16 protein-coding genes and 1 tRNA gene are annotated in these 20,767 nt (G+C 63.2%); 4 read left to right on the forward strand and 13 right to left on the reverse strand.

What is annotated here, in order from left to right; genetic code table 11:
* Position 1 precedes the first annotated feature (1 nt).
* Complete coding sequence (locus tag LRC39_RS17840; RefSeq protein ID WP_264074013.1) at positions 2-3,139, forward strand: multidrug efflux RND transporter permease subunit; 3,138 nt, start codon at positions 2-4, stop codon at positions 3,137-3,139.
* Positions 3,140-3,180: 41 nt separating this feature from the next.
* Here the strand turns inward: LRC39_RS17840 and LRC39_RS17845 are convergent, their stop codons facing one another.
* Positions 3,181-3,585: a PIN domain-containing protein gene (locus LRC39_RS17845; RefSeq protein ID WP_346295142.1), complete on the reverse strand. Its 405-nt coding sequence runs from the start codon at positions 3,583-3,585 to the stop codon at positions 3,181-3,183.
* Positions 3,582-3,836, reverse strand: a complete 255-nt coding sequence (locus tag LRC39_RS17850) for an AbrB/MazE/SpoVT family DNA-binding domain-containing protein (RefSeq protein ID WP_012496900.1) — start codon at positions 3,834-3,836, stop codon at positions 3,582-3,584. Before LRC39_RS17850 ends, LRC39_RS17845 begins: the two co-directional genes overlap by 4 nt.
* A gap of 279 nt (positions 3,837-4,115) precedes the next feature.
* Between LRC39_RS17850 and LRC39_RS17855 the strand changes: the two genes are divergently transcribed.
* The 3 genes from LRC39_RS17855 to LRC39_RS17865 all read left to right on the forward strand — a co-directional run bounded on the left by LRC39_RS17855 (position 4,116) and on the right by LRC39_RS17865 (position 8,418).
* Positions 4,116-4,189 (forward strand) — tRNA-Gln (locus tag LRC39_RS17855).
* A gap of 945 nt (positions 4,190-5,134) precedes the next feature.
* Entirely contained in the window at positions 5,135-5,977 is an 843-nt protein-coding gene (locus LRC39_RS17860) for a hypothetical protein (protein WP_346295143.1), read from the forward strand.
* Entirely contained in the window at positions 5,977-8,418 is a 2,442-nt protein-coding gene (locus LRC39_RS17865; protein ID WP_346295144.1) for a tetratricopeptide repeat protein, read from the forward strand. The genes LRC39_RS17860 and LRC39_RS17865 overlap by 1 nt, the downstream gene beginning before the upstream one ends.
* Positions 8,419-8,864: 446 nt before the next feature.
* Here LRC39_RS17865 and LRC39_RS17870 read toward each other — a convergent pair whose 3' ends face one another.
* The 11 genes from LRC39_RS17870 to LRC39_RS17920 form a co-directional block, all read right to left on the reverse strand.
* Positions 8,865-10,058 (reverse strand): CaiB/BaiF CoA transferase family protein, encoded by a 1,194-nt coding sequence (locus tag LRC39_RS17870; protein WP_346295145.1) that lies wholly within the window; start codon positions 10,056-10,058, stop codon positions 8,865-8,867.
* A 105-nt stretch (positions 10,059-10,163) separates the two neighbouring features.
* Positions 10,164-11,375 (reverse strand): ABC transporter substrate-binding protein, encoded by a 1,212-nt coding sequence (locus LRC39_RS17875; protein WP_346295146.1) that lies wholly within the window; start codon positions 11,373-11,375, stop codon positions 10,164-10,166.
* 237 nt (positions 11,376-11,612) lie between these two features.
* The gene (locus tag LRC39_RS17880; RefSeq protein WP_107356309.1) at positions 11,613-12,227 is read right to left on the reverse strand and encodes a class I SAM-dependent methyltransferase; all 615 of its coding nucleotides are present in this window, start codon (positions 12,225-12,227) and stop codon (positions 11,613-11,615) included.
* Positions 12,228-12,233: 6 nt separating this feature from the next.
* Positions 12,234-13,739, reverse strand: coding sequence for a Do family serine endopeptidase (locus LRC39_RS17885; protein ID WP_346295147.1), 1,506 nt, complete (start codon positions 13,737-13,739; stop codon positions 12,234-12,236).
* A 214-nt stretch (positions 13,740-13,953) separates the two neighbouring features.
* Positions 13,954-14,154, reverse strand: coding sequence for a DUF2065 domain-containing protein (locus LRC39_RS17890; RefSeq protein WP_107345271.1), 201 nt, complete (start codon positions 14,152-14,154; stop codon positions 13,954-13,956).
* 241 nt (positions 14,155-14,395) lie between these two features.
* Positions 14,396-15,331 carry a protease modulator HflC gene (gene hflC / locus LRC39_RS17895; RefSeq protein WP_107345272.1) on the reverse strand — a complete coding sequence of 312 codons (936 nt, stop codon included), beginning with the start codon at positions 15,329-15,331 and terminating at the stop codon, positions 14,396-14,398.
* Entirely contained in the window at positions 15,328-16,482 is a 1,155-nt protein-coding gene (gene hflK, locus LRC39_RS17900) for an FtsH protease activity modulator HflK (protein ID WP_107345273.1), read from the reverse strand. Before hflK ends, hflC begins: the two co-directional genes overlap by 4 nt.
* Before the next feature lie 144 nt (positions 16,483-16,626).
* Positions 16,627-17,169, reverse strand: coding sequence for a dihydrofolate reductase (locus LRC39_RS17905; protein WP_346295148.1), 543 nt, complete (start codon positions 17,167-17,169; stop codon positions 16,627-16,629).
* Positions 17,166-17,960 carry a thymidylate synthase gene (locus LRC39_RS17910; RefSeq protein ID WP_346295149.1) on the reverse strand — a complete coding sequence of 265 codons (795 nt, stop codon included), beginning with the start codon at positions 17,958-17,960 and terminating at the stop codon, positions 17,166-17,168. Before LRC39_RS17910 ends, LRC39_RS17905 begins: the two co-directional genes overlap by 4 nt.
* A 174-nt stretch (positions 17,961-18,134) precedes the next feature.
* On the reverse strand, positions 18,135-19,142 hold the full coding sequence (locus LRC39_RS17915) for a tripartite tricarboxylate transporter substrate-binding protein (protein WP_346295150.1): 1,008 nt from the start codon (positions 19,140-19,142) through the stop codon (positions 18,135-18,137).
* A 101-nt stretch (positions 19,143-19,243) separates the two neighbouring features.
* Positions 19,244-20,761 (reverse strand): tripartite tricarboxylate transporter permease, encoded by a 1,518-nt coding sequence (locus LRC39_RS17920; RefSeq protein WP_199852151.1) that lies wholly within the window; start codon positions 20,759-20,761, stop codon positions 19,244-19,246.
* Between the last annotated feature and the right edge of the window lie 6 nt (positions 20,762-20,767).

Here is a 20,767-nt window from a genome sequence, read left to right on the forward strand (position 1 = left end):
CATGGACCGGAGCATCTCGGCGCCGTTCATCCGCTACCCGATCGCGACCTCGCTATTGATGGCGGGGATCCTGTTCCTCGGCCTGATCGCCTATCCTGCGCTGCCGGTGGCGCCGCTGCCGCAGGTCGACTTCCCCACCATCCAGATTTCCGCCAGCCTGCCCGGCGCCAGCCCGGAAACCATGGCCTCGTCGGTGGCGACGCCGCTGGAGCGCCAGCTCGCGCAGATCCCCGGCGTGTCGCAGATGACCTCGACGAGCTCGCTGGGCTCGACCGCGGTCACCATCCAGTTCGACCTCAACCGCAACATCGACGCCGCCGCCAACGACGTCCAGGCCGCGATCAACGCCGCCGGCGGCCAACTGCCGAAGAACCTGCCCAACCCGCCGACCTACCGCAAGGTCAACCCGGCCGACGCGCCGATCCTGATCCTGTCGGCAACTTCTGATACCCTGCCGCTCACCACCGTCAGCGACAACGCCGACGCCAAGATCGCCCAGCAGATCAGCCAGATCACCGGCGTCGCCCAGGTGTTCATCGGCGGCCAGCAGAAGCCGGCGATCCGGATCCAGGTCGATCCGGCCAAGCTGATGACCAAGGGCCTGTCGCTCGAGGACGTGCGCGCCCAGATCGCGATCACCACCGTCGACAGCCCGAAGGGCACGCTCGACGCGCCGAACCGCAGCTACACCATCTACGCCAACGACCAGCTCACCGAGTCCAAGGACTGGAACGACGTCATCCTCGCCTATCGCAACGGCGGCCCGCTGCGGATTCGCGACGTCGGCCACGCGGTGACCGGGCCGGAGGACGCCAAGACCGCGGCCTGGGCCAACGGCAAGCGCGGCGTATTCCTGGTGGTGTTCAAGCAGCCCGGCGCCAACGTCATCGATACCGTCGATCACATCAAGGCGGAGCTGCCGCGGTTGGTCGCCGGCATTCCGCCGGCCATCAAAGTCGAGGTGATCAGCGACCGCACCACCACCATCCGCGCCGCGGTCGAGGACGTGCAGTTCACCCTGCTGCTGACCATCGCGCTGGTGGTGATGGTGATCTTCCTGTTCCTGCGCAGCTTCTGGGCCACCATCATTCCCAGCGTCACGGTGCCACTGGCGCTGCTCGGCGCCTGCGCGCTGATGTGGGCGGCCGGCTACACGCTCGACAACCTGTCGCTGATGGCGCTGACAATCTCGGTCGGCTTCGTGGTCGACGACGCCATCGTGATGCTGGAGAACATCGCCCGCCATATCGAAGAAGGCGAGAAGCCGTTCACCGCGGCGCTGAAGGGCGCGCGCGAAATCGGCTTCACCATCGTGTCGATCTCGATCTCGCTGGTCGCGGTGCTGATCCCGCTATTGTTCATGGGCGGCATCATCGGCCGGCTGTTCCGCGAATTCGCCGTGACGCTGGCGATGACCATCGCGGTGTCGATGCTGGTGTCGCTGACGCTGACGCCAATGATGGCGTCGCGCTTCATGCGGCCGGCCACCGAAGTGCGCCACGGCCGGATCTATCAATGGATCGAAGGCGCGTTCGAGGCGATGCTGCGCGCCTATGAGCGCGGCCTAGATCTGGTGCTGCGCTGGCGCTTCACCACGCTGATGGTGTTCTTCGCGACGGTGGGACTGTCGGTGTACCTGTTCGTTGCGATCCCGAAGGGCTTCTTCCCGCAGCAGGACGTCGGCATGATCACCGCGGCGTCCGAGGCCGCGCAGGACATCTCGTTCACCGGGATGAAGCAGCGCCAGGAACAGCTCGGCGAAATCGTGATGGCCGATCCCGACGTCGACAGCGTCGCGATGTTCATCGGCGGCAGCGGCACCGCGCTCAACACCGGGCGGATGTTCATCACGCTGAAGCCGCGGGACGAGCGCTCGGCCAGCGCCCAGGAGATCATCGCGCGGCTGCGGCCGAAGCTGGAGAAGGTCGAAGGCGCACGGCTGTTTATGCAGGCGGCGCAGGACGTCCGGCTCGGCGGCCGGCCGACCCGCACCCAGTTCGAATACACCCTGCAGGACGCCAACCTCACCGAGCTCAACGAGTGGGCGCCGAAGGTGCTGGCGAAGATGCAGTCGCTGCCGCAACTGCGCGACGTCGCCACCGACCAGCAGACCGAAGGCACGACGCTGACGCTGACGATCGACCGCGACACCGCCTCGCGGTTCGGCATCAAGCCGCAACTGATCGACGACACGCTGTACGACGCGTTCGGCCAGCGCCAGGTGACGCAGTACTTCACCCAGGTGAACACCTACCGGATCATCCTGGAGGTGCTGCCGGAGCTGCAGGGCCGGCTCGACACGCTGAACCAGATCTACGTCAAGTCGCCGACCACCGGCGATCAGGTGCCGCTGTCGGCGTTCGCGAAGTGGACCACGGTGCCGGTGCGGCCGCTGTCGATCAGCCACCAGGGCCAGTTCCCAGCCACCACGATCAGCTTTAACCTGGCGCAGGGCGTCGCGCTCGGTCAGGCCACCGAAGCGGTGCAGGCCGCAATGGCCGAGATGGGCACGCCGCCGACGCTGAGCGGCAGCTTCCAGGGCACCGCGCAGGCGTTCCAGCAGTCGCTATCGACCGTGCCGCTGTTGATCGTCGCGGCGCTGGTGGTGGTCTATCTGATCCTCGGCATCCTGTACGAGAGCTACATCCACCCGCTGACGATTCTGTCGACCCTGCCCTCCGCCGGCGTCGGCGCGCTGGCGATGCTGATGCTGTTCGGTTTCGACTTCAGCCTGATCGCGCTGATCGGCATCATCCTGTTGATCGGCATCGTGAAGAAGAACGGCATCATGATGGTCGACTTCGCCATCACGGCCGAGCGCGACGAGCATCTCGATCCCGAGCAGGCGATCCGCAAGGCCGCGCTGCTGCGCTTTCGCCCGATCATGATGACCACGATGGCGGCGATGCTCGGCGGCGTGCCGCTGATGCTCGGCACCGGTACCGGCTCGGAAATCCGCCAGCCGCTCGGCTACGCGATGGTCGGCGGCCTGCTGGTCAGCCAGGCGCTGACGCTGTTCACCACCCCGGTGGTGTACCTCTATCTCGACCGCCTCTCCAACGCCCTCACCAACTGGGGCCGCACCCACATCCCGGTCGACGAGGACGAAGACGACCGCGTCCAACGCGCGGCGGAGTGAAGCTGGCACAGGTGAGCGAGGCTATCCTCGCTCCAGCGGCTTCATTGCGAGCCTTCCAGAAACGGATTCTCGACGCGCAGCGCGCCGAAGGTGCGGCCGTGCTGCAGGTCTTCGCTGTAAAGCACATCACACCCGGCCTCCTGAGCGGCCGCGACGATCAGCGCGTCGTAGAACGACACCCGGTGACCGCGTGCAAGGACAACGGCTGCGGCATGCGTGGTTAGAGTGATCGGAAGTACGTCATCGAGCGCGGCGTGAAACTGCTCGAGCGCGACTTCGATCTGCGGCCAGTCGTGCCGCAGCTTTCGGCGCGCTACGTGGACGAATTCGTTGAGCACCTGAACGCTGGCAACTCCACCGCTGCTCAGGCAAGCAGCGGCCGTTTGCTGACGCGGGTCCGAGGTCGTGGTGTAGACGAGAATGTTCGTGTCGAAGAACGCCTTCACTGATCATTCGCCTCGTCGCGATACCGCTCGTTCGCCTCGTCGCGATCGAACTTGTAGTCAGCAGGAAGGGTCCATCGCAGCTTGGAAAGGCGCTCCACCGCCGCCCTGCGCCGGTCTTCCTTCTCCACCACCAGCGTTCGTTCGACGATGTCGACGACGTTCAACTCGTCGCCCTCTTTCAGATCGAGCTTGTCGACCAACGCCTTGGGCAGCCTGACCGCGAGACTGTTGCCCCATTTCGAAACCAGCATCGCACCCTCCATGCCCCGGCAAGAATGTATATCATAGGCAGGATATACGTCGTTTCAACCGCAGCGAGCGCGTGCTCACCGCCCCGCCCTGTCGGCTACCTCAGTCTCCACTCCAATCTCCCATCTGTCGCAAGCAACCCTCTTGCAGGGCGGAGCCGACGCAGCTAGAAGACCCGCACACCCGAGGCGCGTCGCGAGCCACTCCCGCCGCGCCCGGCACCGTGTCGAGTGAGCCCCGTGCATCACTCCTAAATGCCTGATCCGTCAGCGCATTCTCGGTGGGGAATGGTGTAATGGTAGCACAACAGACTCTGACTCTGTTTGTCTTGGTTCGAATCCAGGTTCCCCAGCCAGTTCCGAATAGCCTTTTCAAGCCCTATCTGACCTATGCGACGGGATGCTCCACGAACGTGGTCCACGGGGGCGACCAGATGGGCGTCCACCGCTAACTTTGCTTGCCGTGGTTTATATACGTTTTCTGCGCTGGACCTTTCCAATTCCACTTGCCTGGACGGCAGGCTACAGCATTGCCACGTCCGCCAGTCCTAAGGGGCCGCGTGAAGGGAGTGATGCAGGAATTCGATCCACCAGCGTCAAAGCGCTCAGTGGAGGCCATATCCGGCGCCGGATCAACACATGCAGTTGGCGACATGAACGACATCTGGCCGAGACAGATGATATTGCCCTCTTCGACACCTCCGAAATCGAGACAATCGGTCGCACAAAAGCAGGCAGCACGGCGTAGATGCTGACACGTGTCTCGGCTGCGACAGCCAGTACCCGGCCGATATCGCGGACGACAAAATGGCGCCCCTCCCACGCGTAAAGATACCCCGCCCCGCAGCGCGACTGCCGACGGACGGCTCGCGACGGCGCGGGCGCGGCTTCCAGCCGCCGGACCCGAGTTCGACGCGGCCGGTGCGCGCCGGCGGCCGAAGTCGAACGCACGGCACAACGTCGTCAGACTAATACCAAGCTCCCCTGCAGGGTGGCTCAGCACCGTCAATCGGTGCAATAATGACCTCATATCGCAATCCAAATAGGCACGCTGAAGCACATAAACCGGCCGCCATGGCCTGGAGAGTGCAATTATTGCTTATTCTGCATGATGCTTTGGGTGACGCCTCGCAGCCAAAGATGGCGATCAATCGGTCCCCGCCACAGCCCCCCACCCGGGATAGGTGAAGCCTGCCTGGCCTGACCAGAAAAGATCAAAGACAAAGCAACACCGGTGGTGCAAAGTTCGCCATGCAACCTAGATGCGGCAAATATTGGCCGGAACGGGAAGGCAGCGCTGCATGCTCTGTAACAACTGCGGCTGTGAAGTACGCACCTTTGCCGAACGATGCCATGTTTGCAACGCAGACGTTGGCTTTCCGAACGTCCGTGCGGCAGCCGACGACAAAGAGCGATCTGCGCTAGCTCAGCGTGTACGAAACGCCCAAATTGCCGCAACCGCAAGGGGAAGCACAGCTGCATTGCAGGCTTTCGGCACGGCCGTATCCTCCTCCAACGCTGTCCTAGCTCGCCCACTTGGTGATTTAGAAGCATTCGTGAAGAGCGACAATGTGCTTTACATCAGCTATCATAGCCAAGTTCGTTCCGGCGCCCGCATCCCCGAAGAGAACGAATGGGATAAGGGGCGCGAGGCAGCGGAAAGTACAATCAATCCCGTTTATTTTGGAAAGATAAACTACACCGCCCTTTCTCTAGATGGTTTCGGTGTTCTTTGGTGGGGTGAATACTCAGTGGTCTTGCGGGAGAAGCACATCGCACTGAGAACATCTGTGTTTGAAGAGAACCCTTTCATCTTCTGCGAAAGGCACCGCGTTGCGGCGGGCAAGTCTCCGCCGAAAGGATTCCGCGCTACCTGGGATGCGCGCCAAGACCTCGCCATCGCGAAGTTATCGGGCAAGATAGCTGCCTCCACGGAGAACAACGAATATGCTTCAATCTTGCTCAATCAGGGAACGTCGCGCGCCAATGCAGATTTCATCGAATGCCATACGTTCGGGCCGATTCACCGAACCTCCATAGAGAGGGTAGTTGGGCCGCGACCGAAAGATCCTCGCGATCTAATCATCTGGCGAAGCGTTGTCGCAACACTCCAGAAGATCGGCGCAATCGTGGAGGAAGTCTAATGGACGCGATCTACTCCGGACAATCCGCTACCCTCGCTTTTCTGGAAGGCGCGGAGGTTCGAGTACACAGATCAAACATTGATGAATTCACCATAGCACGCGAAGGTCTGTGCTATCTCTACCGCGGATCCAATGACGCTGTCTTTCTTCGAGGCGTGACCGAAGCAGAAGCACAAAGACAATTCGAGCTGTCCTGGCGCAAAGATCGCGCACTACGCTTGACATTGATCGCAATCGACCCGGAAGAAGCCGAGGACCTACAGCGCGACGCCCTGGATTGCTTAGAAGAGCTCATTACGAATGATCAAGTCGTTCAGTTCATAGAGAACCAACTCTACTCACGGCCCTTTCCAGCAGATGTTGAGCTAGAACACATTCTTAGCTGCCCAAGTTGGCCCCTCACAGCGAAAATGCTTCGGGATGCGCTGACTCAACAAGCCGCCATTAGGGAGCGGCGTGAGGCTTGGGATGCTCTCGATGCATCGCTATTCGATAAAATCGAAAAAGACATCTTTGAAGAGCAAGCGATTCTGCGAGGGGCGTTTCGCATCCTATCTTCAACTGACTTGACTGGCACTAACCATAACGTCGCAATACTCGAATGTTATAGGATTTTAGCTTCCCTCCCGAACGCACGCTCAGTGGTGTCAAAATGGACTCATGATTTCAAGCTAGAGAGCGTCAAACTACATTTAATCAAAGATAACGACGAAGACGCTAAAACACGGCACGAACCGGCCGCAAGGAACCAGCTTAGTCCATTCCAGTCCTTCAGCAATGTCCTCCAACAACAGAACGCCATTATTGAAAAGCTCCGTCTTGGGAGCGTCCGATTGGCTCGCAGATATGCGGACGAACTTGTCAGCTCACAACTGAAGCAAGGGAATCACGCCTATGCCGCCAAGTCCTTGTGCAAGCTAGCCCAAGAAGCGAAATATTTCGGCCTCAACTCTGTTCAGCTTGAGTGGGCTCTTCGTGCAACGGACGTCTACCCAGACGACCCTTGGGCTCACGGTCAAGCAGCAGATGCCCTTCTAGAATTTTCCAGAATAGATGAAGCGATAGTTGAGATTGATCTATGCGAAGCAAAGGGTGATGCCGAGTTCGCCGCAACGGCTCGAGCGCGAATTTTACGCTACCAAGGACGGCTGGATGAAGCGCTGAGTGCATTTCGAGCTGTTCGAGACACCTACCGGAACTCTGAACGTAATTATTTCGCATGGTTTGGGAGCGCAGAAACACTTCGGGAAATGTGGAAATTCGAGGACGCATTGGCAGAGTATGACGCCGCAATCCAGGAATACCCGAACCATGTTCCTCTTCTCTGTGGCCGCGCTGCAGTTCTTTTTGATCTTGGGCGCTCCAAAGATGCGCTAGAGGCTTACGGCGACCCCCGATGCGAAGACAACCTCTATGCACGCAATGGTAAGACGACTGTTCTTAAGGAGACGGGTCGTCTTGATGAAGCCATCGATTTTGCAGATCAAAGCATAGAACTTTTTCCAACCGACCCCGTATCGCGTTGTCTGAAAGCAGATATTTTGAGAGCCAGCGGTGATTACCTTGGGGCTCTCCAAGTTTACGCGCAAGTGAAAGCCAGCAACCCCACTATCTCTGTGGCTTTCAGTGGTTTCGCTGAAGTTCTTAGAGATATGCGGCGATTAAGCGAAGCGGTTGCGGCTTATGAAGAGGCTGCTGAACTCTTTCCCAATGAGTCGAGGATTGCGAATGGGCGCGCAAATATTCGGAAGGTGAACGATGAACTTGCAGTTTCGCTAGCTTTATATGAGGCGAACGTTCGAAAATTTCCTTACGATCTAATTGCGAAAGTGGGACGGGCTGATTTGCTCAAGCGACTAAAGATGGATGAAGACGCGATCGATGCCTATAATCAAATAATCAAAATTTCGCCGAATTATCGATCAGCGCGAAACGGCAAAGCAGCAATCTTAGCCGCTCTGGGCGACTACGCGGCTGCAGATGCCCTCTTGCCGGTAGGATTACCCGCCACTCGGGACGATTGGATAGCTTGGCACATTCGGGGGATGATTCTGCTTCGCAAAGGTTTTTACGACCAGGCGATCAAGCATTTGGAGCATGGCTCTAACCAATCCACCTTCATCAGGGAACGCCGCTATTTTGCACGCGCACTCAGCATCGCTCAAATGCGAAAAGGCGAGTTTGAGAAGGCCTTCAAAATTCTAGAAACGACAGGCGGCGGCATCTCAAACGTGCTTCGATTGCACGCGCTTGCCGGCGCCGGGAGCATAGATCATGCAAAGGCAGTGTACCACGAACTTAGTTCGAGGTGTCCGTCGAGATTGGTTGCGTTGAGGGACGCGATCGCGGCGAAGTTTGGAATTTCGTCTGAACCGGTCCATTACAACGACAATTGGATCTTTGAAGCAGAGTCAGACGAGCTACTACGCGAAGCTGCCTAGAGTTCTCAGAAACATCCAAGCGGCAAGGGAACCATGCAAGCTCACCTTGAACGCCGTCCGTGCGGTTAAACTGCAATCGCAGCGAAGCGTCTGCGGCAAAGAAACTAAGACTGGCCACGCTCACGGTCAGGAGCGCACTCGCCGAGGCTCTCCTGGAATGGCCTGGAGCCCCTTTGGAAGGCGGCTGACGGGTTACTCAGGGATCGCCTTTGTGGTGACCAACTCAAATTCAAACGGGAGCCGTGGCGCAGTCAACGGTCGAGCGAACCGAATTGAGTGTGACGGCGGGCTACGTATCCTGAAGCGCGCCAGTGGTCCGCCTTTCGACACCCGGCCCACTTGTGCGGTTCCAGAGGATGGTAGGCCCTTTGCCAAGGTAGACCACCGCGAAGTTGAAAAGTGTTGGCAGTCAGTCGGCTGCGCGTCTACCCCCTGAGCTGCGCGCCTCACCTCTCGCCCACCGCCTTCGCCTGGACCAGCGCGTCGATCTCGTCGGCGTGGTAGCCGGCCTCCAGCAGCACCTCGCGGGAATGTTCGCCGAGGTGCGGAGATGGGCGGTGCAGGTTGGGCGGTGCTTCGGAGAAGCGCGTCGCCGGGCGGGCCTGGCGGAGCTTGCCTTCGCTGGGGTGATCGATCGCGGCGAACAGTCCGACGGCTTTGAGGTGTTCCTGCTCGCCGATCTCGCTGATCTTGGCAAACGCCGTGTGCGGCACGTCGAGGCGCAGCAGCAATTCCTCCCATTCCGCGGTGGTGCGGGCCGGCGCGATCTCGGCCATCGCCGCATAGATCCGGTCGATGTTCTCCGCCCGCGCCACCGGATCGCGCACCTGGAGTTCGTCGATCAGTTCGGAGCGGCCGACCGCCTCGAAGAACGCGCACCAATTGTCGCCGGAATACGGCAGCATCGTCATCCAGCCATCCTTGGTACGCACCGGCTTGCGCTCCTTCATCCGCTTATAGCCAGACGGACCGATCGGCGGATCGAACGCGTAGCCGCCGAGCATCTCGATGCTGTTGAAGCCGGCGATCGTCTCCAGCATCGGCACCTCGACGAGCTGGCCCTTGCCGGTGCGCTCGCGGCTGAACAGCGCCGCCGACACCGCGCCGGCCAGCGCCTGGCCGCAGATCTTGTCGCCGACCAGGCTCGGCACGAATTGCGGCTCGTCGTCCGAGCCGATCGATGAGGCGAGGCCGGAAGCCGCTTGGATGATCTCGTCGAACGCCGGCCGCGCCGCCCATGGGCCATCCTGGCCGAAGCCGGTCGCCGCCGCATAGATCAGCCGCGGATTGAGCGCCGCACAGGCGTCATAGCCGAAGCCGAGCCGCGCCATCGCAGCGGGGCGGACGTTGGTGAGCAGCACGTCGGCGGTCGGGATCAGCCGCTGCAGCACCGCCTTGCCGTCGGGATGCTTCAGGTCCAGCGCAAGGCTGCGCTTGTTGCGGTTCACCGCCATGAACTGGCCGCTCATGCCGCGGTTTCGAAACAGCCCGGTGTAGCGCCACATGTCGCCGTCGAGGGTTTCGATCTTGATGACGTCGGCGCCCCAGTCGCCGAGAATCTGCGCCGCATAGGGGCCGAACAGCACGCTGGTGAGATCGAGAATGCGGATGCCGGCGAGCGGCCCGGTCGGTGCGGTCATGGACTCAACGATGTGGTTGAAGGAAAAAACTCGACGTCGACGGCGCGACGCCATTCAGCAGGACGGAAGCGGCAGGCGCCCTCTCCCATCCTGCGCCTCGCGCAACTACTCGCTCAGCACGTCGCCGAACAGCTCCCACGAGGTGCCGTTGAAGCGCGCCATCTGCAGTTGCCGGATCGGCGTACGCTGATCGGGCGACATCTGCAGCTTGATGCCGGGCAGCAGCATTGGCATCTCGACGCCGTTCAGCGCCTCCACCTGCTTCATCAGGTTAGCCCGGGTGAGATCGTCGCCGGCGCGGCGCAGCACCAGTTCCATCATTTGCGCAAAGGTGTAGCCGGAGACGTTGAAGATGTCGGCCGGATCGCCGCCGGGATTGTAAGCCTGCATCCAGCTGCGCCATTGCTGCATGCCGGGATCGTTGGCCCAGCGCGGATCGCCCGGATCCTTCAGGTAAGCGCCGGTGACGATGCCGACCGCGTTCTCCAGCCCCGCCGGCTTCAGCACCGAGCCGACCGAATTCGACACTGCCGGCAGAATGATCTGCGGCTTCCAGCCGAGCTCGGCGGCTTTCTTGATCACCTGCGCGGCGAATTTCGGCGTGCATTCGTTGAACAGCACGTCGGCCCCGGCGGCCTTGAACTTGACGATCTGGGAGTCGACGGTCGGGTCGGTGGTTTCGTACACCGCCTCAGACACGATCTGGTTCACGTGCTCACCGAGCCCTTCCTTGAAGCCGGCGAGATAATCGCGTCCGGCTTCTTCGGCCGGCGTGATCACCGCGATCTTGGCGTTCGGCTTGTTGGCGAGAATCCACTTCGCGTAGATCCTGCCCTCGGTCTTGTAGGTCGGCTGCGAGCCTGTGCTCCACGGGAAATGCGCGGCGTCGTTCCAGCGGCTCGCGCCGCTGAACGGCAGCAGCTGCGGGACCTTCTTGATGTTGAGATACTTCTGCACCGCGATGTTCGGCCCGGTGCCGAGGATCGAGAACATCGCCAGCACTTCGTCACTTTCCACCAGGCGGCGGACCTGCTCGACCGTCTTCGACGGCGAATAGGCATCGTCGAGGCTCAGCAGCTCGACCTTGCGGCCGTTAATGCCGCCCTTGTCGTTCAGCATCTTGAAGTAAGCGGCCTCGGCCCGCCCGATCGTCGAATAGGCCGACGCCGGTCCCGAATACGGCATGGTCTGGCCGAGCTTGATCAGGCTGTCGCTGGCGCCGGGATCGTAGCTGCCGCCGGCGAACGCGGGGCCGGCGCTCAGCACTGCGAGCAGCGCAGCCGCGGCGGCGATCGGTGTGTGCCGAAACAATTGCATGCGGGGTCTTCCTCCTTGGTCCGGCCGCATCGTCTTGTCGCGATGCTGTCCGGTCTTCGCTCCCTCGCGGCGGTGGTGGCCGCGTTCGCGCTGCGTGTTGCAGGCGCCTGTTATGGGTGAGCGCACGGCTCACCGGTTGATGAAAAACATACATCCTTCGCCCGCGCTGAGGCGTGCGATCCCGTACGCATCTGCATGCGAATTTCGCAGGCTCGAAAAGCCTGCGGCACTCGCCGGTCAGGGAGCGCGCGGCCGCACGTAGACGTCGTAGCGGACGGTCTTGCCGGCGATCTGATGCGAGGGTTTGCGCGCGGCCGGCGGCGCAGCGGCCCGCAGCGGCCATTTCAGCACGACGCGGCCGCAGTCGGCCGACAGCGCTGCAGCCAACAGCTCGCCGACGTCCGGATCGGCCCCGACCAGATCGCGCAGCAGCCGCATCTCCTGCTTCACCAGCGCGGTCTTGGTTCGCGGCGGATGCATCGGATCGATAGTGATGACATCGGCCTGCAGCGTCGGCAGCAGCACGCGGGCATCGCCATGCAGCAGCGTCATCCGGCCGATGATCGCTGCGAGTTCGTCGCTCTCGTTGCGTGCGGCTTCGAGCGCTTCGGCCAGCAGCGCGTGCACCTCCGGCACCCGCTCGATCAGCGTCACCGTCGCGCCCATCGAGGCGAGCAAGAAAGCGTCGCGGCCGAGGCCGGCGGTGGCGTCGATCACATGCAGCGGACGGGTCGGCGACACGCCGGTGGCCTTGAGCAGCGCGTGGCTGCGCCCGGCGTGGGTGCGAAACCGATAGCCGACCGCGCCGCCGACGAAGTCGACGGCAGGCGCGGTCCGGGCCGGTTCGGCCATAGTGCCCTATTGCAGGCTGAGCGCGACGAAGCGCAGCTCGCCGGAGCCGTTGGCGACCAGCAGCAGCACGGACTTCTTGCCGTCCTTCTTGAGCTGGTCGATCCGCTTCTTGATGTCGGCGGCACTGCCGACCGACTCCTGGGCCACCTCGACGATGACGTCACCGGCCGACAGCCGCTTCTCGGCAGCATCAGAGCCATCGTCGACGCCGGTCACCAGCACGCCCTTGACGCTGTCCTTGATCTTGTAGCGACCCCGCAGATCCTTCGACAGCGCGGCGAGATCGAGGCCCAGCACCTTCTGGGTCACCGGCTTTTCCGGTTCGGGCTGCGACTTTGCCGAAGCCGGCTGCGGCTTGGCATCGTCGTCGAGCCGGCCGAGCGTGACCTGCTTGGTCTCTTCCTTGCCCTTGCGGATCAGGACGACATCGACGGTCTTGCCGACCGCGGTGTCGGCGACGATGCGCGACAGGTCCTTCGGCTCCTTGATGTCCTTGCCGTCGAACTTCACCACCACGTCGCCCGGCTCGATGCCGGCCGGCTTGGCCGGGCCCTTATCGTCGACGCCGGCGACAAGCGCCCCGCGCGCCGGCTTGATGCTCAGGCTCTCGGCGATCTCATCGGTGACCTGCTGAATGCGGACGCCGAGCCAGCCGCGGCGCAGTTCGCCGAACTGACGGAGCTGATCGACCACCGGCACCACAGTCTTCGACGGCACGGCAAAGCCGATGCCGATCGAGCCGCCCGACGGCGAGATGATCAGGGTGTTCACGCCGATCACTTCGCCGGCGAGGTTGAACAGCGGGCCGCCGGAGTTGCCACGATTGATCGCGGCGTCGGTCTGGATGTAGCTGTCATACGGGCCGGAGTTGATGTCGCGGTTGCGCGCCGAGACGATGCCGGCCGTCACGGTGCCGCCGAGCGAGAACGGGTTGCCGATCGCGATCACCCATTCGCCCAGCCGCAGCTTGTCGCTGTCGCCGAACTTCACCGCGGTCAGCGTCTTGCCCACCGGCGGCTTGAACTTCAGCACCGCAAGGTCGGTCTTCTTGTCGACGCCGACCAGCTCCGCCTTGATCTTGGTGCCGTCGTTGAGGATCACGTTGATCTCGTCGGAATCGGCAATGACGTGATTGTTGGTCACGACGACGCCGGCCGGATCGATGATGAAGCCAGAGCCGAGCGAATTGGTCTTGCGCGGGCCGCCGCCCTTTTCGCCGCGGCGGTTCTTGAAGAAGTCCTCGAAGAACTCCTCGAACGGCGAGCCCGGCGGCAATTGCGGCGCGGCGCCGCCCTTGCTCTCGCCCGAGCCCTTGGCGTCGACCGTCTGGGTGGTGGAGATGTTGACCACCGCATCGATCACCTTCTCGGCGACATCGGCGATCCCTTCGGGGCCGCGGGCGGAGGCCGGCGCCGGGCCGGCGATCACCGCCGCGCCGAGGCACAGCGCGGCGAACAGCGGCCTGATCCGCAAGGGCCTGATCCGGGAACTAAAGGCGATCGCAGCGGGCATGGTCGAATCATCTCCTGGCGTGCGCGAAAGAGAGCGCAATCGCGTGAACACTGCGCCCGATCCTGGGACCGGCGCAAGCATCGGTGGTGAACGAAGCTACCCTATCCGCGCCGCTGATTGCGGCGAAAACCAGCGTCAAACCCGATGTCGTGGTTGAAAACGTCGTGACAGCATTCCGGCACCGTCACCGGCGCGACAACGCCGGATACGCGCCTCAGTGCCGGACCAGCCAGATCAGCAGCAGGCCACCGACCGCGGAGCCGATGCCGACCGCGCGCAGCACATTGTCCGGAGTTTCCAGTGCGCTCTTCATCGCCCGCCGCATCCAATTCGGGCTGGCCGCGAAGATCAGGCCTTCCAGAACGAACAGCAATCCCACGCCGATGAGGAGGTCGGCGAACGCGAAAGACCTCATGCGACAGCTTCCTCCCGGCCGGCGCGCGGCCCTTGTTGTCCCAGCGCAGCTCAGCGCGCGCCGCTGTTGATCGGCCTGTTCTAGAGCAATTCCGCGTCCGATTGAAATCCAACTGCGGCTCTACAGGGTTGTTTTGTCGCGCCTTCTGACCGGAGCCTTAACCGGCCATAGCAGGCGAAGGGTAACGCCAAAAGCAAACGGGCCGCTGGTGGGCGGCCCGTTGCAATATCGTGGTTCCGGTTTAGCGCGGTGCGGCAGGTGCCGCCGGAGCTGCAGCCGCGGCCGGCGCAGCGCCGTTCGTGGCAGCCCGCCCGTCCGGGCTGCCGAAGAACCGGAAGAAGTCCGAGTCAGGCCGCAGCAGGAATCGGGTGTCGTTGCTCTTCAGCGACTGCTCGTAAGCGGTCATCGACCGGTAGAACGCGAAGAACTCGGGGTCCTTCGAGTACGCCGTCGCGAACAGCCGGTTACGCTCGGCATCGCCCGAACCGCGGATCTGCTCGGCCTCGGAATTGGCCTCGGCGATGATCACGGTGGCTTCGCGGTCGGCCTTGGAGCGGATCTCCTGCGCCTTCTGGCCGCCCTGCGCGCGGAACTCGGCGGCTTCACGCTGACGCTCGGTCTGCATCCGCTGATACACCGCCTGGCTGTTCTGGTCGGGCAGATCGGCGCGGCGGATCCGGACGTCGACCACCGAGATGCCGTAGCCTTCCGCTTCCTTGTCGAGCTGGGCACGGATGCGGCCCATCAGAGCCTCACGCTCGTCGCGCACCACCTGGATGAAGGTGACCTCGCCGAGCACGCGGCGCAGCGACGCGTTGAGCAGCGTGGTGAGCTGCACGTTGGCGGCCGGGATCGAGCCGACGCTCTGATAGAAGCGCAGCGCGTTCTTGATCCGGTAGCGCGCGAACGCATCCACCACGAGCCGCTTCTGGTCGGCGGCGATCACTTCCTGGGACGGGTTCTCGAGGTCGAGAATCCGTTTGTCGATGCTGATCACCGTATCGATGAACGGCGCCTTGAAATGCAGACCCGGCTCGGTGACGACCCGCACCGGCTCGCCGAGGCGGACCAGCAGCACCTGCTCGGTCTGATTCACGGTGAACAGCGACGACCAGCCGACGATGACCGCGACCAGCGCCACGATCAGCGCGACGACTCCTGCGACTCCGGCCTTCATCGGTTGCCTCCGCCCATCGGCTGCTGGTTCTGCTGCACGGTTGCCGGCGGCGACGAGCGCCGGGTCAGTTCGTTCAGCGGCAGATAGGGCACGATGCCTTGCGCATTGCCGGCGCCCGGATCGTAGACAAGCTTGTCGGCGGAGCCGAGCACGCGCTCCATGGTTTCAAGATAGATACGTTCGCGGGTCACCGCAGGGGCCTTCTTGTATTCCTCGTACACGTCCAGGAAGCGCGCGCTCTGGCCCTTGGCCTCGGCGACCGCCTGGCCCTTGTAGCCTTCGGCGTTCTGGATGATCTGCGAAGCGCGGCCCTTGGCGTCGGGGATGACGCGATTGGCGTAGGTCTGCGCTTCGTTCTGCATGCGCTCCTGGTCGGCGCGCGCGGCCTGCACGTCGCGGAAGGCGTCGATCACCTGCTGCGGCGGGTCAACCTTCTGCAGCTGCACCTGCTGCACCAGCACGCCGGCGCCGTAGCTGTCGAGCGTCCGCTGCATCAGTTCCTGCACGGCGTTTTCAATGGTGGAGCGGGCGCCGGTCAGGATCGGCTGAATGTCGGAGCGGCCGATCACTTCGCGCATCGCGCTCTCGGCCACCGCCTTCACCGTGCCCTGCGGGCTCTGGATGTTGAACAGGTAGTCGCCGACGCCGTCGGGCTTGATCCGCCACAGCACGGTGAAGTCGACATCGACGATGTTCTCGTCGCCGGTCAGCATCAGGCTCTCTTCCGGCACGTCGTGCATGGTCGCACCGCGGCGGGCCGGATCGTTCATGAGCGTCATGCCGATGCTGATCGTGTTGACGCGCAGCGCCTTCGGCAGCAGCACGGTCTCGATCGGATACGGCAGATGATAGTTCAGACCCGGCTGCACGGTGCGGACGTGCTTGCCGAAGCGGAGCACCACGCCGAGCTCTTCCGACTGGACCCGGAAGAAGCCGGACAGGCCCCAGATCGCCAGCGCGCCGAGCAGCACGATCGCGATACCGAGCCCGCTGAAATGGCCGCCGGGAAGAATCTGTTGCAGCCGGTCCTGACCACGACGGAGCAGGTCTTCAAGATCAGGCGGCCGCGGTCCCGATGATTGTGGCCCCGAGCCCCACGGACCCTTGGGGCCTGAACCCCACGGGCCTCCGCCTTGATTCTTCCACGGCATTCAAACATCTCCTTCGCAGCCGAACGGCCGCAGTCTGCCCGGCTTTATAGGGGACCGTCCCCCCGGGCACAACGCGCGTCATTCCGCGTTGCGAGCTAAGCCTTGACGAAGGTTTGTCAATTGCAAACGGTGCCGCGCCCCCGCTCAGCACATGGTTTCGCGTCGATACGTCACATAGGAAAAATCAGCGCTGTCGTGCGGCCCGGCCGTATGACGTTCGCGTGCCACTTCACGCCATTGTTCCGGACTGATCGGCGGAAACGAGGTATCACCGGCGGGCTGCGCATGCACTTCGGTGAGTTCGATCCGCGCCGCGCGTGGCAGCCACTGCGTGTAGATCTCCGCCCCGCCGATCACCGCAATCTCGGTGGCAAAACGCCGCAGCGCATCGCCGCGAGCGACCTCTTCGGCCGCCGTAAATGACGGCGCCACCACCACGCCCGGAGCCGTAAACGCCGCATCGCGCGTGACCACGATGTTGGTGCGCCCGGGTAACGGCCGGCCGATCGACTGATAGGTCTTGCGGCCCATGATCACCGGCTTGTTCAGCGTGAGCTGTTTGAACCGCTGCAGATCCGACTTCAGCCGCCACGGGATCGCGTTGCCCTGCCCGATCACGCCATTGTCAGCGACGGCGACGACCAGGACGATCGACAGGCCTGCTACCTCCGCGGCGTTACTACTCACACCGCCACCTCGGCCTTGATGTGCGGGTGCGGGTCGTAGCCGGTCAGGGTGAAATCCTCGTAGCGGAAGCCGAAGATGTCCTTCACCGCCGGATTGATCGTCATTACCGGCAGCGCGCGCGGCGCGCGGGTCAGTTGCAGCCGCGCCTGCTCCAGGTGATTGGAATACAGATGCGCATCGCCGAGGGTGTGAACGAAATCGCCCGGCTTCAAACCGGTGACTTGCGCCACCATCATGGTCAGCAGCGCGTAGGACGCGATGTTGAACGGCACGCCGAGAAACACGTCGGCGGAGCGCTGATACAGCTGGCACGACAGCTTGCCGTTCGCGACGTAGAATTGGAACAGGCAATGGCACGGCGGCAGCGCCATCTTCTCGACGTCGGCCGGATTCCACGCCGTGACCATCAAGCGCCGTGAATCCGGATTGCGCTTGATCATCTCGACCACGTTGGCGATCTGGTCGATCGAGCCGCCGTCCGCGGTCGGCCAGGAGCGCCATTGCGCGCCATAGACCGGGCCGAGATCGCCATTGGCGTCCGCCCACTCGTCCCAGATCGTGACGCCGTGATCGTGCAAATATTTGATGTTGGTGTCGCCCTTCAGGAACCACAGCAACTCGTGGACGATCGCCTTCAGCGGCAGCCGCTTGGTGGTCACCATCGGGAATCCGGCCGCAAGATCGAAGCGCATCTGATGCCCGAACACCGACAGCGTTCCGGTGCCGGTGCGGTCGTGCTTCTCCGCCCCGTCGCTCAAGATGCGTTCGAGCAGGTCCTGATATTGGATCATCGGCGATGTGGCTCGAAGATGCCGCGGACGCGGCCGTTCAGGCCTGCGGGCGCGTGGGCTTTAAGGAGAATCCGGACAGGCTGCGAAAATGGCCCGGGACGGCGGCCACGGCAAGGCCGCCGCGCCGCCCTTCCACACGCAGGCCCGTGATCGGCCTCCGCCCGGAGGTTGAAGCTAGGGGATGTTTCCCTTCACCACCTCTTCCCAGCGGTTGATCTCGTCCTGGACGAGCTGGGCCAGCACGACAGGGGCGCGCTGCTCGGGCCGCGGCACCAGGGCGCCGAGGTCGGTCAGCCGGGTCCTGACATCCGACTGGTCGAGGGCCCGGGAGACCGCCGCGTTGATCTTGGCGACGATCGGTTCCGGCGTGCCGCGGGGCGCGAACAGGCCGGTCCAGGCTCCGACCTGGAAGCCGGGCAGCCCGGCTTCACGGGCGGTGGGTATGTCGGGAACCACCGGATCGCGCTCGGACGAGGCAATCACATAGGCCTTGATCTTGCCTTCGCGCAGCGCTGGCACCGCATTGACGATCTGGTCGCACATGTAATCGACCTGCCCTTCCATCAGCGCCTGCAGCGCCGGACCGGTGCCGCTGAACGGCACCCCGGTCGGATCGACCTTGAGCAGGCGGTTGAGCAGCAGGCACGAGGCGTATGACACCGAGCCGAAGCCGGCATGTGCGACGTTGAGGTTGTCGGTGTGCGATTTCACGTAGGACGCGAACTCGCTGAGGTCCTTCGGCGGGAACTGCTTCCGGGCCAGCAGCAGGACGGGCATCTCGGTGAGCAGCGCAACCGGCGAGAAGTCCTTGTCGGGCCGATAGGCAAGCTTGGGGAACAGCGCCACCGCGGCGCCGTGAGTTCCAAGATGGCCGACGATCAACGTGTGACCGTCGGGTGCGGCGTGAGCAACGCGGGTCGCCGCCAACGTACCACCCGCACCGAGCATGTTCTCAATTTCGATCGGCTGACCGAGCGTCTTCGCCATCTCGGCAGTAATCAGCCGAGTGACAGTATCGGTCGGTCCGCCCCTGGCGAACGGAACCACGACGGTGACGGTACGAACGGGAAAATCGATCTGGTCCAACCGGTCCGGCTCGGCGGCCGCGGCGGGCGACACCCAGAGTGCCATCAGGGCGATCGCAGCGCACCTCGCTGCGCTCGCTCCGTCAAACAAATGCATTGTGCGTCTCCGCCGGAAAGACGTGGTGATAGCGAATTACTCGCTATCAGATCAACCGGCGAAAACGACGTTGCGGCGATGCGGGATTGGCGGCGCTGAAATTACCCTTCGGACTCGACAAACACTTCGTCGCGCTTGCGCCGCAGCATAGGTAATACCGCCAGGATCAGCAGGCCGGCGGCTACCACCAGCAGTGAGGCCGACAGCGGCCGGGTGATGAATACCGAGGCATCGCCACGCGAGATCAGCAGCGCGCGCCGCAGATTGTCTTCCATCAGCGGACCCAGCACCATGCCGAGCAGCAGCGGCGCCGGTTCGAAGTCGTGCTTCACCAGCCAGTAGCCGATCAGTCCGAAGGCGCCCGCCAGGATGACATCGACCGGGGCGTTGTTCACCGAGTAGATCCCGATGCAGCAGAACACCACGATCGACGGAAACATCAGCCGGTACGGGACGCGGAGCAGCCGCACCCAAATACCCACTAACGGCAGATTGATCACCAGCAACATCAGGTTGCCGATCCACATCGAGGCGATCATGCCCCAGACCAGTTCGGGCTGGTTCTTCATCACCTGAGGCCCGGGCACGATGTTATGAATGGTCATCGCGCCGACCATCAGGGCCATCACCGCGTTCGGCGGAATGCCGAGCGTCAGCAACGGGATGAACGAGGTCTGGGCGGCGGCGTTGTTGGCGCTTTCCGGCGCCGCCACGCCCTCGATCGCGCCGCGCCCGAACCGTTTCGGGTCGCGCGCAATCTTCTTCTCCAGCGTATAGGCGGCGAACGAGGCGATCACCGCCCCGCCGCCAGGCAGGATGCCGAGGAGCGACCCCAGGATGGTGCCGCGGCCAATCGCCGGCGCGGCGTCGCGCAAATCCTTCCGGGTCGGCATCAGCCCGGTGATCTTCTGCTGCACCAGTTCGCGGTCGGTCGCGGCACCGAAATCGAGGTTGCGGATGATCTCGGCGAACCCGAACACCCCCATCGCCACGGTGGCGAAGCCGAGCCCGTCGGCCAGTTCCGGAACATCGAAGGTCATCCGGGACACGCCGGTTTCGATGTCGGAGCCGACCGTCGACAGCAGCAGCCCGAACACGATCATCGCTACCGCCTTCAGCACCGAGCCGCGCGCCAGCACCACGGCGAACACCAGGCCCAGCACCATCAGCGAGAAGTACTCGGCGGGCCCGAACTCCAGCGCCAGCCGGGTCAGCGGCTCGCCGACCAGCGCGATCAGCACGGTGGCGAAGCAGCCGGCGGCGAACGAGCCGATCGCCGCGATCGCCAGCGCCGGGCCGGCGCGGCCCTGCTTGGCCATCTGGAAGCCGTCGAGCGTCGTCACCACCGAGGTCGCTTCACCCGGAATGTTGACCAGGATCGAGGTGGTGGAGCCACCGTATTGGGCGCCGTAATAGATGCCGGCAAGCATGATCAGCGCGCCGACCGGCGGCAGGCCGAAGGTGATCGGCAGCAGCATCGCCACCGTGGCGATAGTGCCGATCCCCGGCAGCACACCGATCAAGGTGCCGACCAGCGCGCCGGTCAGGCAGAGCAACAGATTGGTCGGCGACGCGGCGACCTGGAAGCCGAGCGCGAGGTTGGAAAACAGATCCATCATCCCGGC

The sequence above is a fragment of the Rhodopseudomonas sp. P1 genome (genome assembly GCF_039642825.1).
In the GTDB taxonomy this organism is placed as follows: Bacteria; Pseudomonadota; Alphaproteobacteria; order Rhizobiales; family Xanthobacteraceae; genus Rhodopseudomonas; species Rhodopseudomonas palustris_H.